General features: G+C 46.0%; 13 protein-coding genes. 4 read left to right on the plus strand and 9 right to left on the minus strand.

Annotation, left to right across the window (positions count from 1 at the left end; translation table 11 throughout):
* Positions 1-49 precede the first annotated feature (49 nt).
* The gene (locus tag QUA03_RS15635) at positions 50-535 is read right to left on the minus strand and encodes a hypothetical protein (protein ID WP_333213188.1); all 486 of its coding nucleotides are present in this window, start codon (positions 533-535) and stop codon (positions 50-52) included.
* Positions 536-745: 210 nt separating this feature from the next.
* On the opposite strand from QUA03_RS15635, the gene QUA03_RS15640 reads away from it, so the two are divergent.
* Both QUA03_RS15640 and QUA03_RS15645 read left to right on the plus strand, forming a co-directional pair.
* Positions 746-931: a ribbon-helix-helix domain-containing protein gene (locus QUA03_RS15640; protein WP_333108585.1), complete on the plus strand. Its 186-nt coding sequence runs from the start codon at positions 746-748 to the stop codon at positions 929-931.
* Positions 928-1152: a hypothetical protein gene (locus tag QUA03_RS15645; RefSeq protein ID WP_333213189.1), complete on the plus strand. Its 225-nt coding sequence runs from the start codon at positions 928-930 to the stop codon at positions 1150-1152. Before QUA03_RS15640 ends, QUA03_RS15645 begins: the two co-directional genes overlap by 4 nt.
* Positions 1153-1245: 93 nt before the next feature.
* Here QUA03_RS15645 and QUA03_RS15650 read toward each other — a convergent pair whose 3' ends face one another.
* The 4 genes from QUA03_RS15650 to metK all read right to left on the minus strand — a co-directional run bounded on the left by QUA03_RS15650 (position 1246) and on the right by metK (position 8970).
* Complete coding sequence (locus tag QUA03_RS15650) at positions 1246-3210, minus strand: ATP-binding protein (RefSeq protein WP_333213190.1); 1965 nt, start codon at positions 3208-3210, stop codon at positions 1246-1248.
* A 574-nt stretch (positions 3211-3784) separates the two neighbouring features.
* Positions 3785-5701 (minus strand): HEAT repeat domain-containing protein, encoded by a 1917-nt coding sequence (locus tag QUA03_RS15655; RefSeq protein ID WP_333213191.1) that lies wholly within the window; start codon positions 5699-5701, stop codon positions 3785-3787.
* A gap of 619 nt (positions 5702-6320) precedes the next feature.
* Complete coding sequence (locus tag QUA03_RS15660; protein ID WP_333213192.1) at positions 6321-7496, minus strand: family 10 glycosylhydrolase; 1176 nt, start codon at positions 7494-7496, stop codon at positions 6321-6323.
* 211 nt (positions 7497-7707) lie between these two features.
* A complete protein-coding gene (gene metK, locus QUA03_RS15665; protein ID WP_333213193.1) occupies positions 7708-8970 on the minus strand; it encodes a methionine adenosyltransferase in 1263 nt (420 codons plus the stop codon).
* Positions 8971-9272: 302 nt separating this feature from the next.
* On the opposite strand from metK, the gene QUA03_RS15670 reads away from it, so the two are divergent.
* Entirely contained in the window at positions 9273-11009 is a 1737-nt protein-coding gene (locus QUA03_RS15670) for an AAA-like domain-containing protein (RefSeq protein WP_333213194.1), read from the plus strand.
* A 92-nt stretch (positions 11010-11101) separates the two neighbouring features.
* Here the strand turns inward: QUA03_RS15670 and QUA03_RS15675 are convergent, their stop codons facing one another.
* The gene (locus tag QUA03_RS15675; RefSeq protein ID WP_333213195.1) at positions 11102-11449 is read right to left on the minus strand and encodes a rhodanese-like domain-containing protein; all 348 of its coding nucleotides are present in this window, start codon (positions 11447-11449) and stop codon (positions 11102-11104) included.
* Between the two features lie 152 nt (positions 11450-11601).
* Entirely contained in the window at positions 11602-12231 is a 630-nt protein-coding gene (locus QUA03_RS15680) for a hypothetical protein (protein ID WP_333213196.1), read from the minus strand.
* A gap of 196 nt (positions 12232-12427) precedes the next feature.
* Here QUA03_RS15680 and rpsD point away from each other — a divergent pair, with 196 nt between their 5' ends.
* A complete protein-coding gene (gene rpsD / locus QUA03_RS15685) occupies positions 12428-13036 on the plus strand; it encodes a 30S ribosomal protein S4 (RefSeq protein WP_172190738.1) in 609 nt (202 codons plus the stop codon).
* Between the two features lie 236 nt (positions 13037-13272).
* Here rpsD and QUA03_RS15690 read toward each other — a convergent pair whose 3' ends face one another.
* Together QUA03_RS15690 and QUA03_RS15695 are read right to left on the minus strand one after the other, a co-directional pair.
* Complete coding sequence (locus tag QUA03_RS15690; RefSeq protein WP_333213197.1) at positions 13273-14475, minus strand: catalase; 1203 nt, start codon at positions 14473-14475, stop codon at positions 13273-13275.
* 199 nt (positions 14476-14674) lie between these two features.
* Positions 14675-16321: a peroxidase family protein gene (locus QUA03_RS15695; protein ID WP_333213198.1), complete on the minus strand. Its 1647-nt coding sequence runs from the start codon at positions 16319-16321 to the stop codon at positions 14675-14677.
* Positions 16322-16377 lie beyond the last annotated feature (56 nt).

Consider the following 16377-nt stretch of genomic DNA (forward strand, 5'->3'; position numbering starts at 1 on the left):
TTCAATTGCTGAGGGACTACAATTGTCACCGTCCACAAGTGTTTATTGATTAGGTGCGATCGCACATAACAACTTCAAACACACCCCCTGGAATAAACCGACACAAAGCCCTCCGCCGATCGTCCGCATCTTGCCGATTGACAAAACGCGCGATCGTACAGTGCTCCGCATTCGGTAAAATTCGGACGACCGCCCAAGAATTGCGATCGCCCCCCTTTAACTTTTCAGGTGTTTTCCCTCGCGAATTTGAGTTGAGTTCGATCGCGGGGCGATCGGCGATCGTCGGAGAATTTGCTTTTCTGAGAGTGTTGAGGTAGCGGGCGATCGTACTACCTTTGAGATTCGCCCCGACGCGCAGAATCAGAAACACCGCAAAGCTTTCGATCTCTGGCCCAGTCATGCGCGCGCGATCGGCCTCAAAATCCTCATCAGAGTAGCTGCGGATACCCGACAGCAGTTGCGTAATGCCAAAATCATTCAAAGCTTGTTGATAGCCGCGGTTATATTCGCTGCCGTCGCTCACAGGCTTTACCATAGTAGTTGTCTCCTTTTATGTGGATTGTCTCCTTGTATTTGGGGAACCATTAGCCAGCGCGGACCCTGCAAAAGTTCAGCGCTGGCTTTTGACTCTCTAAGAATATAGCGCATAATGCAGCACATTGCAACATATTGCCGCATATTTTACCAAATTGTCTAAAATACTCGACAATGACGATCGGCTTAAATAAGAAACAATTAACCTCTAATGTCTAAACGCATATCAACCTCCATCGGAGAAGGAATCTATGACCTACTTCAAGAGTGGGCAAATGAGGAACGCCGTTCAATCAGCGGCTTGTCAGCATTCATTTTGGAACAAGCGGTGAGGGAACGCCAAAAACAAATGCAAAAACAGTCCCCACCATCCGATGAGAAGCAGGAGAAAAGTTGAGTGGACGCATCAAAGCCAAAGAAACCGGGTTTTTTGCGGTTTTTGCCGGCTGTAACGAAGTATTTGGCAAAAAAAAACCGGTTTCTGACCACCCCTGCGTCCAGAAATATATGAAATTTATCGGCATAGACTTAGGTTGGAGCTCAGCAGCAAGCGGTTTGTGCTGTTTAAATTGGCAAAATAACCAATTAGAATTAACAGAGTGCGATCGCCCCCACTGACAAGACTAAAGCATTTCGACATAAAGCCAGAGGTTTGAAACATACATTTTCGCCCCTCGGCGTACCCCCTACATCTCTCGCCCAAACATTACATCACCCGTTTCCCGCCGGTATTCGCACAGTGAAAATAGACCCTTTTCCCTCTTCGCTTTCTACCAAAATCTCTCCGCCCATCATCTGACAGTAGTGGCGGCTAAGTGTCAGCCCCAATCCGGCGCCGTCGTAAGGTCGCGTTGATGAACAGTCAGCTTGCACAAAAGCTTCAAACAATTTGTGCTGTTGTTCTTGCGACATTCCAATTCCGCTATCTTTAACAGATAAACAAATCCAATCCGACTCTTGAACATTCAGCAGGGGACAAGCGATCGCCGCAGAATGAGTTTCATCGGCAGCCATTGAATAGTCAATCGCCGATCGCCCTGCTGTATTCAATTTGCCACTGCCTTCAATGCGCCTGACACTCAGTTTCACTCTGCCGTTTTTGGTGAACTTCGCAGCATTACTCAGCAGGTGCATCAAAATCTGCCGGACTTTTTTGAAATCTGCGTGCATTATGCCCACAGTTTGATCGCACTCAATCTCCAAAACATTGCCATTTTTCTCTACTAACGGTTTCGCGGCACTCGCAACATTGTCAACCAGGGATTCGATGCCAAACTCCTGGATTTCGAGTTTCATACCCCCCGCTTCAATTTTTGACAAATCAAGGATATCGTTAATCAAAGATAGTAGGTGCGTGCCGGCTTTCTGAATCTTGTGCAAGTCGGGTACAAACTCATCAAATCCCGCATCCTGGGCATCTTCTGAAAGTAGTTGACTGTAGCCAATAATCGCATTTAAAGGCGTCCGCAATTCGTGGCTCATATTTGCTAAAAACTGGCTTTTAGCTGTGTTAGCCGCGACGGCGACTTCCTTAGCTTGTTCTAATTCTTTTGTATGTCCCGAAACGCGCTCGATTAGGTGATTGAGAGAGGCAGCCAGAGATCCGATTTCGCCTTGTCCGGTGACGGGTACTCGCAAGTCAAAATTAGACTCAGCGGCTACTTGTTGGGCCACCTGAGTGACGCTGATCACAGGTTTGGCGATCGCCCGACTCGTCCGGTAAGCCACCATTCCAGCCACCACTACCGACAGCAGCATACTAATAATAATTATGGCTTTTTCCATTCCTTGAGCGTCTTCCATCACTTCACCGCCTTGGCCTTCTTGCTGCTGGGCAATATCGAGGATTTTGCTCAATTCCTCAAGGCTGCTGTTGAGCTGTTTTACACCTTCTCCGCTTTCGATGGCGAGCAATTTTCTGGCAGACTCTATCTCCGGAGGCGATAGTTGCGATTGCTGGATTGTCTGCAAGGTTGACTGGAGAGTATCGGCGTATGTTTCTAATTTTTTTGTGCAATCTTGCAGCAAAAACTTGAGAAGTTCCGGTTTTGCTGCCAGCCAAGCGGGTTGGCTGTCGGCAAACTTTTCTATACGCAACCGCAGATTTTTCGCCTTAACAATACTCTTAACCAACTGCTCTTCTTGCTGTTTGAGCTTGGTCGAATTATCTACAAAAGAATCTAGCTGTGAACCCTGCAATTGGGCCGCCAGCGCTGCATCTTTAAAATTGCCGAGCAATTGCGCTTGTAGATGAGCATCATTGAATTGCTTTAATCCTTGTCCTTGGTAGTAATCGGCAATCACCAGTCCGCTCAGCGAGCCAAGAAAGCCGATTCCTATTGCCAGTAAATACCCGTAGCCAATTTTTTGATGGATAGGCAAACCGCCAATTTTAGATGGCCAACTTTTGCTGACTTTTAAGGATAATTTTTCTACAAAATCATGGTTGGATTTTTTTTTCTTCACGGTTTCTATAGAAGCCACTTCTCCGGAAATAAAAACTGGCATCTGTTTATCTAAAGTGGTATTTTTTGGGTTAACATTTCGCGTTTTCACGTTTGTTTTCGGCGGGTTAAATGGTTCTAAGTCTGGATTCAATTCCCCCTGGTCTTCCCAAACGGCAACCGAGAAACTTGCTTCGTGTCCTGTTTTTTTTAGCAAGTTAATTTTTGACATATGCAACCCCTGTATTCTGTTAAAATCTATCACGATCTTAAGTTCTCCAAACGGAAAAGCTTGTCTATTTGACGGTAGACATCTGCGAAAAAGCATCTGAAACTCTGGTCGAGTCAGAGGAGAAACTTAAATTCGGTTGATGTCTAAGAGATAATTAGGCTGTTGAGGACTGTTGCCAAATTACTTTTTCGACTCGTAAAAGTCTGCAGCAGGCAAAAAAAATAAAACTTTATCCCCGCAGTGAATTATCCCTGCGTGGAATGTTACAGGCAGAAAATTCTCTCAGACCTGTTTTGCCTGTGAGTAGCCCAAAGCTGATATTGTCTGTTGACAATGCACCCGATTCCTTCGCTTTGGACTTTGGCTGCCAGCAATGCGACGATTGCTTGACGGTTTTTGTTGAGCATCCGACAACTTCATAGCACAGAATGTCACAAATGCAGCAGCCGATCGAACTTTTGCACCCTGGCGATCGACTTTTGGCATCGTTGCCCCGCAAAGACAAGTCTGAGGCGAAGTGTCGTTAGTAGAGTATAACTGTAGGGCTTGCGAAAAGAAACCCGCTTTCTGCAGGTCAACTGTTGGCGATTGCGAGTTCTGGAGTTGCGGTGGTCAATTCGATCGCCAGTGCTAGCTTACCGTCTCTACCCAAAGCTTCATCGGCCAAGTGTACCATCCAGCGATTCGGCTTGGCTTGGGGTCTGGCGGCAAGCACAACCGCCCAAGCTTCCTGTTCTTTGCCACGCCCCAACAGCGCAGCACAAACAATCAAAGCTGTGGCAGTTGAACGGCTGATCCCACTTTGGCAGCAGATGAGCAAACTGCCTCCCTGCGACGACATTTTGAGGGCGAAGTCAATAATTTTCAGTACATCCTCAAGGCTAGGCAAGATTTGATCTGGGTCGTCAACGGGGGTGTCGAGGTCGTTAAACTCCAGGCACATTCGGTTCGGGATTTGATGAAAAGTTTTGGGTTCGGGAACACCTGGACTGCCGATCGAGATCAGGTATTTAATCTCGCGCCCCGCAGCGCGATCGACAATGTATTCACTGGCTTCTACTTCCGAAGTAATCAGGATTTTCGGCAGTTTTTCACCCGATAAATCTGGGGAAACAGAGGGTTCAAAATCAACTGTTTCTGCCTCAGTCCTGACATCCGCCAAGTATTGAGCGGCCAGCGCACGAACGTCAGCAAATTCGCGATTTAAAGCTGTTTCCAGAGCCAAAATAGCAGCCGTTGAGCCAATTTGACCGAGGGATTTAACAGCCTTTTGGCGCACTCCAGAATTTTCGTCCCCCAGCAACCGCACCAAACCTGCCACAGCTTCCTCTGTCCCAATTTCCCCCAAAGCAGCACCAACTCTCCACCGCACATAAGATTCGGTGTCGCCAATTGCGCTCGCCAGTCCCGCGACCACCATTTTGGGCAATTTAGCATCTCCCTCTGTATTGATGTTCCCAAGGGCAACCGCCGCCCTGCCACGCACGAAAATATCTCGATCCGAGAGCGATCGGATTACGGCCACCATAGCCACCTCGCTGCTGATTTCTCCCAAGGCAGAAACTGCACTGCCGCGCACGTCTGAGTCGTCATGGTTGAGGGCTTGCACCAGCCCAGCCACAGCCGTTTCCGTGCCAATTTGCCCCAAGGCCTCGGCGGCCCTCAAAGAAACTGCATAGGAGTCTGGATCGTCGTGAAGCAATTCTATTAAGCCGGGTACGGCCTCACAATCGCCGATTTTCCCCAAAGCCGCCGCAGCCCTAGCGCGGACGATGTGATTTTCGTCTCTGAGGGCATTCAGCAGGCCGGAAACTACCTCGGAGACACCTATTTTTCCACAGTTGACGGCCGCCCGCCAGCGCACCTCGGAGTCTTGGTGTTTGAGGGCTTTCAGCAGCGCGGGGACGGCTGTTTTCCGGTTAATTTTGCCCAAAGCCCAAACAGCCCAGGCGCGCACCCTAGACTCTGGGTGTTTGATGGCTTTGAGCAGTGCTACAGCGGCTGGTTTCGAGTCAATTTCTCCTAAAGCCCAAGCGGCCCAAGCTTGGATTTGGGAATCTTTGGATTCGAGCGATCGGGCTAATTCAATTACTGCTGCTTCGGAGCCTATTTTCCCGATCGCCCGAATCCCATCAAGGCGCACTGCACTTTCTTTGTGGTTCAATGCAGCCACCAGCATCGGAATTGCCATATCGGAACTTGTGAGGGCAAGCAGTTGAATTTTGAGCAGCGGCGAAGTGGGGATTTTGTCGATTAATTTTATGGTGGCTGTTTGAAATTCTGGCTTTACCGTTCCTGCTAGCTTAGAGCCGAGTTTTAAATTTACTTTTAGAGCTAATTTTACTGCCCGCAAAGCTAGACTTTGCTGTTCTACTTGCGGCAATATAGTCGCCAAGGTGTGCATCCCTTGTTTTTGTTTCAAATATTTTTGATAGAATTGAGCATCGCTGAGCTCGGGTAGCTGTTGGATGAGGCTTGCTGCTGAGGTCACTGATTTATCCTAATATTTTGGCGAGCGGTTGAGATTGCTCTTTTAAACTGTCTTTAAAAAATATGGCGTTTACAAAACGCTACTTCTAAAAAAAAGCTTGCACCCACTTCTAAAATATGTCTTCTTCTACTATTTTTGCAACTCCCCAATTATTAATTATCGGGTTTGTTTGGGGGATCGGCTTGACAAGGAGTAGCGCTTGCTGCTTAGCATTGCTGGGTTTTTAACTGACCTAGCTCTGCTATATAATTTTATACTCACATCTTGCACCATTGTCAGGAACAGGCAAGATGCCTGTTCCACAAGAAATTTCACCCTTTGTGGAACAGGCATCTTGCCTGTTAATCACAGCTTATTGAGAATGGTGCAACATCTTATTTTATACCAACTGGGTTTGAAATAGCGATCGACGCGGTTGACCAAAAGCATCCAGGATACAGGCCCCCGGATTCATTCCAACGCGCAGACTCAGGACCCAGAAATAAAAAACCTGTATCGGATGAAACTTGCCCCCCGAATTTATCCGTGGGGTCAATACTTCAATCTAAAATCTAAAATCTAAAATCTAAAATCGATTGACCCCAGCCAACCGAAAATAGATTGATGGCGGGACAATCTCTCAACGAGCATAGGGCCCTTTTTTCAAAACCTTAGCCAAAACGTTATCGTTATCTCGCAAACCTTCGTAAAAAAACATCACTTCTCCTTGAATGCCGCAAGAGCGGTTGTAAGCAATTACTTGCAACAACAGTTCGGGAGTTATGCTATATTTGCTGCCTCGATTCGTCAACAAAATACCGGGCGACACGCACTTTACTTGCTGCCCGCTAAGTTGTCCCGACATCATTTTATCGACCAATTGTTTGTAAGCATTAAAATCGCGACGATAAAACTGCGGGTGAAGCAGATCCACCAAATTTTTGTCAACCCAAGCTTTAGAATCTTGCAAATATTCCACCAGCCCCCAGTCATAAGGACTCGGCGACATCGATAGCAACAAATCAGGATTAATAGCTTTCACTTCTCGGTGTAAACGAGCTACAAACTCAGTAATAATATTAGCACGCCACTGTAGCCAATGTTGTTCTTTACAATCCGACGGCGCTGCTTTACCGCACTCTTCTAGATAGCGTTTAACCGTTTTTTCGTCGTAACCGCCTTCTACCGGAAACGCAATGCGATCGTCTCCTTGAACGCCGTTTACCGGATAATTCTTAGCAACTTCCAGCATCAACCCCAGCACAAATTCTTGCACTTCCGGGTCAAGAGAATTCATCCAGTCAAAGTTATTTTTCTTCAGTAAATTGCCGCTGAAATCACGGGCGATCCACTCAGGTTTTTTCGCCAGCAAATGACCGCCCTTGCGATTGTAAGAACTCACAAATCCGTATTCAAAACAAGGAATCACTTTTAAACCAACTCTCTTGGCCTCAACACATATTTCTGCTAAGGGGTCGCGACCTTGATAGCGCGAGTCAATTTCCACCCCAAATTTTTCTCGCATAATTTGAGAAGGATAAGCCGTATAACCCTGGCTCCAAATTATAGGAAAAACGGTATTAAATCCCGTATCGGCGAGAAAGTCCATTGCCTCAGCAATTCGCTCTTTTGATGTGAGAACTTTGGAGTCTGTGCTGGTTATCCAAACGCCGCGAATTCCACCAGGATTGTTAGTCGCAAACGAACTGGGCAGCGTTGCTGGATTTGGTGCAGAAAATCCAGTCGTCGCCAACCGCTGTTGGAGGGAAGAGGCAAAACTGCGAATTGCTGATTGGAAAGGTGTGAAAAATCCCATTTATTTATTTAATCTTTTTTTGTGTAAGATGGGCACTGAACCCGCTACGTTATTATTGATTGGTAGCACCCGGTATTATTTATGGATAAGATGCGCCGAAGAAGCGCCTATTATTATTTATTGATTAGGTGCGGAGTACGCACCCTACATTCCTTGGTAGCACCCGATATTATTTATGGATAAGGTGCGCTACGCGCACCCCAAAATTGTACTATCCAGCTACTCCAGACAACTTCTGGCTCAAAGCTTCTTTCAAAAGTTCCGCCTTATCAGTTTCCTCCCAAGGCAAATCTAAATCAGTGCGTCCGAAGTGACCGTAAGCCGCCACATCTTGATAGAAACGGCCGCCTCTTTCAGCAGGCAAATTCTGCAAGTTAAATGCCTGAATGATTCCCGCAGGACGCAGTTCAAAATGCTGCTTCACAACTTCCAAAAGGCGATCGTCATCAACTTTCCCAGTGCCAAAAGTTTCGATCATCATGCTAACAGGCCGCGCAACGCCGATCGCATAACTCAACTGCACTTCGCACTTTTCGGCCAAACCAGCCGCTACGATATTTTTAGCAACGTAGCGACAAGCATAAGCCGCGCTGCGGTCTACCTTGGTGGGGTCTTTCCCAGAAAAAGCGCCGCCGCCGTGGCGGGAATAGCCGCCGTAGGTATCCACAATAATTTTGCGGCCCGTCAAACCCGAATCTCCTTGAGGCCCGCCGACCACAAATTTGCCGGTAGGGTTGACAAGGAAGCGAGTTTCTGAATCCGGCTTCACGCTAATATCGGCAAACACAGGTTGGACGATAGCAGTCCAAAGGTCTTCTTTGATTTTGGCTTGAACTGCGGCCGTTTCTGTGATGTCGCCGATCGTTTCCGTGTGCTGCGTAGAAATTAAAATCGTATCTATGCCAACGGGTTTTCCGTCCTCGTAAATCACCGTAACTTGGCTTTTGCCGTCGGGACGCAGGTAAGATAACTGACCGGTTTTGCGGACTGCGGCCAGTTGACGGCAAATCCGGTGCGCTAAACTAATCGGCAGAGGCATCATTTCCGGCGTTTCGTTGCAAGCAAAACCGAACATCAAACCTTGGTCGCCAGCGCCGATGGCGTCTAATTCCTCTTCACTCGATTGTTCCCGGCTTTCGTGGGCTGTATTCACCCCTTGAGCAATATCGGGAGACTGAGAATCAAGAGCCACCAACACAGAGCAACTATTGGCCGAAAAGCCGTTGTCAGCGTGGATGTAGCCAATATCGGCTATTTTTTTCCGGGCTAATTCTATGTAATTTACCTGAGCTTTAGTGGTAATTTCGCCAGTCAGCAGCATTAAGCCGGTGTTGACGACAACTTCCGCTGCGACGCGGCTTTTAGGGTCTTCAGTCAGTAAGGCATCTAAAATCGTATCTGAAATTTGATCGCAGATTTTATCGGGATGGCCTTCAGTGACCGATTCAGAGGTAAACAGGTAGCGACGTGACAATGATTATTTCTCCTTTGATGGGGGCTCTTCCTGCGCGACATTGACGACCGACGAGTTATTTTTCCGGTAAATGCCAAGAATGAGCGCGTCTGGGCTACCGTCGAATTTTTGTCGGTCTGCAGAGCCGTGTTGAAGCAGGGTTTGAGACTGGGTAAAGTGACACTACTATAGCAAAGTCAGTTCCGGGAAGTCCCTAAAAACTTAGATTTTGTAGGATTGTCGATCGATCTTGGACACCGCTCGTCTACCCCCTAACCAGACAAAGGTAAGATACAGTCAGGGTATCGCCTTGCACAATGACTATGGCTAGACTCCAAAAATCACCAAACTTGATCCAAACAGTTGCCGACCTAGAATTTCCCGGCGGCCCCATACCGCTTGACTCTCGATTTTATATTGAGCGCTCAGGGGCCGAAGCCCTGGCCTGTGCAGAAATTAGCAAACCCGGAGGCCTTGTTCGCATTAAAGCTCCCAAAAAAATGGGCAAAAGTTCGCTGATGCTGCGGATAATTCACGCGGCAGTCGATCGTGGATACCGCACAGTAATTGTAGACTTTCAGCAAGCCGACGCAGTGGTTTTTGCTAGTTTAGATAAATTTTTACGCTGGCTTTGTGTCAATGTCACTCGGCAACTCAAACTCGAACCAAATATTGATGAATTCTGGGATGAAGATATGGGCAGCAAGGTAAGCTGCACCATTTATTTTGAAAACTATTTGCTCGAACTAATTGATAGTCCCATTGTCTTGGTGATTAACGAAATAAATCGCATATTTGAACGCACTAACATTGCTCAAGATTTTCTTTCGATAATCCGTTTTTGGTATGAACAAGCTCGCGCTAGCACAACTTGGCAAAAACTCCGCATTGTTGTCATTCATTCGACAGAGATTTATATTGCTTTGAGGCTTAATCAATCTCCATTTAATGTAGGAATGCCGATTAAACTCTCAGAATTTACTGCTGAACAAGTTCAAGATTTGGCGTGCAGACACGGACTGAACTGGAGCAATAGCCATCCGATCGAGCAATTAATGAACATGGTAGGCGGGCATCCTTATTTAGTGCATTTAGCGCTGTATCACCTGGCAATTTTGCAACAAAATCGCCTCTCCGTCGATCGGGATGAACCAGGGAATGAACTCGGGCTAGCCGAGTTGGCAGAATTGTTAACAGCAGCTCATACTCACAGCGGGATTTATAGCGACTACTTGCAAAATCAGTCGATCGCCATTCAACAGCAGCCAGAACTCGCCTCCGCCTTCCAACAGGTTGTCGATGCTAAAAATAGTGTTAACCTCGAACCTTTGATGGCTTATCAGTTAGACAGCATGGGACTTGTCAAATTAGAGGGAAATAACTGTAGTTTGTCTTGCGAATTATATCGCTTGTATTTTCAAGGGCAAAAGTTGTGTGAGGACAAGTTGTCTGTGGTTCGTTTTGAGGAGTTGCAGCAAGAAAATCAAAGGCTGCAAGCTTTGGTGAATGTGGACCAACTTACTCAAATTGGCAACAGACGGCATTTTGATAGTTGCTTGCGAATGGAATGGAAACACATGGCTCGCGAGGGGTCTCCAATATCTTTAATTTTGTGCGACCTCGATCATTTCAAAATATATAATGATACCTACGGACATCAAGCAGGAGATGAGTGTTTGCGATCGGTAGCTCAGACAATTCGCCGATCGCTCCAGCGTCCTGCTGATGTAGCTGCTCGCTACGGGGGCGAGGAATTTGCTGTGATTTTACCTGAAACTGATGCGTCGGTGGCTGTGGTTGTTGCCGAACAAATTAGAGCGAAAGTGAAAGCTTTGAATATTGTTTTTAACCCCGATTGTGTTGACGGTCTACCTAATTCTGTAGTAACGATTAGTTTGGGAATTGCCAGCGTTATTCCAAGTGAGGAAACAAGTGAGGAAAATGATGCGATAACGCTGCTACTGGCGGCTGATGAGGCTCTTTATGAGTCGAAAAGGCAGGGGCGCGATCGGCTCACTATGAGTAAGCTTTTAAATTTTCGATTTGCTGGTGTTAATTAGGTAATTCGGAGAAAATATAATTCGTTTTTACACATACAAAGTCCGCCCGCGCGGACTCTGAAAAAAACGATACTTAAGAACTGGATTTGAGGTTAATAGCGGGGGACGCTGCGATCGACCACCATTGAGTAAGCATCGATACCGCCAACGATATTTTTAACGTTAGTAAATCCTTGAGCCGCTAACCAGTGGCACATTTGAGCCGATCGCACTCCGTGATGGCACAGAACTAGGGTTTCTTTGTCGCGATCGAGTCTAGCGTCAATTTCACCAGACCATTCGGCAAACTCACTCAACGGAAAAGCTACAAATCCCGGCAGCGCCGCGAGTTCAATTTCGTGAGGTTCTCGCACGTCTACAAGCTGCAATTTCTCAGCATTGGTTTCTGCTAATTGACGAGCTAATTCTTCGACTGTAATTTGAGCAAAAATTTCTGACATTTGATTATAAAAAAGTAGTCAGTTGGCAGTTGGCAGTTGGCAGTTGGCAGTTGGCAGTTGGCGATTGGCAGTAGCTAATAGCTGTGGAATAACAAATAACAACTAACAAATAACAACTAACAACTGACAACTGACAACTAACAACTGACAAATTAATTGGGGGGCGAAGGCGGTGAAATTAGCTCCACAGGAGGGGTAGGTGCAGGGCGCCCGTCCAACTGGCTCACGTTGTCCCTGGGGTCAAGACAAGTGGCGATTAACCGGTCAGTGGGAAAGTCGAGCCTGCCGCTCAAACCGACTACGCATTCAGAAAACTGTTGTGGCAATAAACTACGGCGGCATCCATCGAGCACTACCAGGGGATCTGCAGGTTGAGTTCGACTTTTGCCGTTAATATTCACTACGCAAGTAGCCAATTCTTTGGGACGCCTCACCCGCCGACAGCTAGAGAGCGCTTCGACACCCGAAATATTGGTTTTGCGGTTGATTTGGAGGGCGCATTTAGATATGTCCCGGGGGTGGAGCGCGTCAGCACAAGCGGCGGCGGCTGCCTCTGCCCCCACTCCGGCTTCGATTAGTTCCAGGGCGCAGACGCGATAGGGATTCCTAGAGCGAGGGATTCTAATAGTGATGGCTGATGCTGGTGAGATTGGCAGTGCTGTTGCCAACAAACCGAGTGCTGCTAGCTGCGTGCCGAGAGCTAATATCCAGCGCGCGGTAGGGTTTGAGCCTGTCGGTGCTGGCTTTGGGGAAGAAGTGCGGGAAAAATTGCGGTTGTGCATGGCAGATCGAGTAGTGAGTTTTTTTGGCTGATTGGGGCGATCGATCGATCGGCTTTTCCTTCAGAATTTACCTCACATTATGGCTCGCGCTGCGGTCGATCGTTTTTTTATCGATCTTTATTTGAATTTTGACCGTTACCAACATATAATATAGAGTCTGCATAAAATTGCATACAGATATTAGAGAGGAAAATAAATGTCTCGATATCGAGGCCCCCGATTGAGAATCGTCCGTCGCCTGAAAGAGTTGCCGGGTCTAACCCGCAAAACCCCCAGACGAGATTATCCGCCTGGACAGCACGGTCAAAACCGCAAAAAGCTCTCTGAGTATGCGGTTCGTTTGCAAGAAAAGCAAAAACTCCGTTTCAATTACGGTGTGACGGAACGCCAACTGCTCCGTTACGTCCGCAAAGCCCGCCGTGTCACGGGCTCCACAGGTCAAGTGTTACTGCAATTTTTGGAAATGCGCTTGGACAATACTGTGTTTCGGATGGGAATGGCTCCAACCATTCCGTCCGCTAGACAATTGGTAAATCACGGTCACATAACTGTCAATGACCGTGAAGTCAATATCGCCAGCTATCAGTGCAAGCCTGGTGATGTGGTTGCTGTGAAAAATAGAGAGCGCTCTCGCACAATGGTAGAAGCTAATCTCAAAGACCCAGGCTTGGCTCACTTGCCGAATCACTTGGAATTTGATAAGCAAAAACTGGTTGGCAAAGTTAACGGCGTTATCGAACGCGAGTGGATTGCTCTACAGATTAACGAACTGCTAGTGGTGGAATACTACTCACGGCAAGCTTAATTTATTAGTCATCAGTCGTTGGTCATTAGTCATCAGTTGGTTGCTAGCAGAATAATTAATAATTGGGTATGAACCCAGTTATTGATTAATTGCTACTGAATAATGAGGACTAATGACTGATAACTAAAAATTAATAATTTTCAACATTCCCACCCCCTAAAAAGGGATGGGATTTTTTGAAGGTTTCGCTTGTTAATATCGTTTTCGGTGGGATGTCCCCGACAAAAATTATTCCCTTAAAATGTTTCTTCTCCGGTTGGTTCTTGATGGACAAGACCTCGCTTTTGAAGGCGATAATTCGCTACAACGGGGTAAACAACACCGCGTATCCGATTGATAGCACCTACTGGACGATGAACTGCTAAGCCGTTCCAGGGAGAATATCTCAGGTTTTCGTTGAAATCAGATTGTTTTTCATAATCAATAATCTGATGCTTGACGGTGAGACGACCTACTCTCAAGAAGGGTGATTCTTTTTCCTTCCAGACATTGATGCCATCGTCGATCGGCATTTTTAAGCTGGTTTGGAACTGAATGCCAAAATCCCACCAGTATTGGGCATCAGGTTTCGCCAAGGCTTGAATTAGATCATCGCGGTAATAATTGTCTGGTTTATTGGGATCTAAACCCAAGGCTTTAGCGCGATCGACAAAGGGAAATTTAGGAATTCCCGGTCGAGATTGTTCGGGAATTATCTCGTGCGGAGGTTTGCATGAAACCGGAGTAAACCCATACTTAATTACAGCAGGATATTCGACAGGAACTAGACCAGGCTGGGAGGGATCGAAATCGGGATAGAGGCCCAAAGCAGAGGGTGAACCGCTCCAATATTTGGCTGTTAGCAAACTCTTCGGAGTCCGGCTACCCGTAAGCGTTGACACAGCTAAAAAGTGTCTGGGATGTCGGATTAGCCACTTTTTCAATGTCTCTGGTGATTCAACCAGAGCAGAAAAAAAGCCGTAGTAGTCTTTGATGGTTTGGCTCACAAATATCTCTGAATTGTGAACAATGATGTCCTGGGTTTTTGACTCGTGGCTTTGCGTGAGTCGTTCCCCTTCCACCCCCATCACTTTCAGTGATATTGAGCGCGAATCTTTTTGGTAATCAGGGTATACTTTGGTAGCCCCGTTAGCAAATCGCAACCAAACAGGATATTCTTTGGGTTTTGCTAGCAAACCTTGCTTAAGGGAAATAGCATTGAGTCGCGAAGAACTTAACGAAGCGCGTTTGCCCAATTCCCGTTTAATTTCTTCCTCATCAAAGTCAAAAATTTCCAGAGTTCCTTTAACGCACGCATGAGTTTTGGCATGAGTATCTCGCAGCGCCCGCTCCTTATTGCCGTAAAGATTATCCATCCGAAGCTTGGCCTGCTCAACCAAAAGATCGTAATATTTGCGTTCGTCTTGTTCGGGATATTCGGTAAATAACTTCTTGTTCATAACATAACCTTTGGTTAATCGCTAAAAAAAGCTCTACACAAACCGTTGCATCTGTTAAACAGTATAAATGCTGGTGCAATTGCTTCCGAATTGCCGTAGCTGATCGCTTGCGAAAAGATCGCCTTTTTATTCCTCATTTTTGAGGGCGCAGGTGTGTTTGCGCCCCCCATTACCTTGAGTCTTACTTGTCAGCTACAACTTAAAGATCGAAGGAGACTTTGTACTTGGGATCGCTTGGAGGAACATTACGATTCACTAAATCAGAGACTGTTTTGGTATTTTGGATAATTTCCCAACCAACCTCAGAAAAAGTTTCCTTATTGAAGACTTTAGGCGATAACAAAGGATTAGTTAAAGCTTGGGAGAAAGCATCAATGCCAATTATCCGTGCTACTAAAGGCGGAATTGCTGAATTTTGGCGGACATCTTCAGCGTACAATCCCACAAATAATTCAATCTTATCAACATGACCGTACAACTCTTTTAATTTCTGTTGAGCGTATTCGTCACCCGTAATTTGATTGAAATCAGTCACCCTGGGATAACCACACATTTCGCGGTAATCGTTATAACTGGCTAACTGCGCCTGCCGTCCGAGTTTAACAGATGCTAGTTCGGTAGCATCAATAAATGTATAGGGTGTTCCTGCGATCTTAAAATCAGGTGTGTTAAACAAACCAATTCTAGTGCCTGGTTGGGAACAAGTTTCTTCCATCAATGCACCCAACCCTTTATCGATTAACATCTGATTATTCCAGAGGGAATCGTACATGGATTTTTCTTGACCGTCATAGATAAAGGTTTCAGGAACCGCACTATGCCAGCGATAGACAAAACTAAACTCAATCGCCATCCAATTTTCTCGATACCAACTTTCCTTGGTAAAAGCTTCAGGATCGGCAAAGAACCTAAAATTATAGGGCGTAATGTGGAAAATGTACTCTTCCATAATGATATTGAGAACAATCACCATGAGAATATTTCTCGCGGTTTGGAAGAGCCTCTCATCGTCCCATTCCGGATAGCTTTTGGACAAAACATCACAAATTCGATTATGCTCCCTGATACATAAAGTGTTGAGCATGACATAGCCAACTTGGACGTTTGCCCGTTCAACTCCCATTGCAAATAGCTTGCTTTTCTTTTCGGGGGGTTGTCTTTTCTCATCATTAAGGGGTGCATGAAGACCTTCAAATTGAGGATCGATAATACCCTGCTCAGGATCGGCATAATAAAAGAGTGGATATTCTTCTTCTACGCCATCTTTGCGCTTGAGTTTTTGGGTTTTAAATTTACCGTCTTTGAAAGCTCTGAGCATATTTGTTTGTTTGCGGGTCAACCCGTAAACATTACACATATCAATCTGATGGTTGGAGGTATTTTTGAAGCGGTTTTGCTGATCGATCCGGAGAAAACTATCTGTAAACCACTGCACCCAATAGGGAAAGAGCAGAGTGGATTTTTCCGAATAAATGGTTTTTCCATCTCTTTTTTGGAATAAGGTCTTTACTTTGTCCAGTGGTGGTAAATTCCCTTCTTTGTTAAATTCTGGATCGGGAGGTAAATGTCGCCCAGTATAAGTCTTGTCTGTAAGTGAATCCCAAGAGATATAGGTATCAGTTTTCTTGGGAATATCTGTCCCTGGAATTTTGGGATCTAAGCCCATTAAGCTATAGGGAAGCGGGCGAGTCGGAAGTTTGTAAATGATGCTATTGAGAAAAAATTTGTTTAGTTTCCGTTTCAGAGGCTCGTAACTTTGAACTAAATTCCAAATTGGTTTGAAATGAGTCAACGTATATGCTAAAGCTTTGTTGCTAAATCCATCTTTAGATGTATCTCTTTTCATAATTGCTTTGCCTTTCGATTGTTGTAGATTAGATCGTCTTCTTATGTTCGGTTCTG

The organism is Microcoleus sp. S36b_A4 (assembly GCF_036700645.1).
Classification (GTDB): domain Bacteria; phylum Cyanobacteriota; class Cyanobacteriia; order Cyanobacteriales; family Microcoleaceae; genus Microcoleus.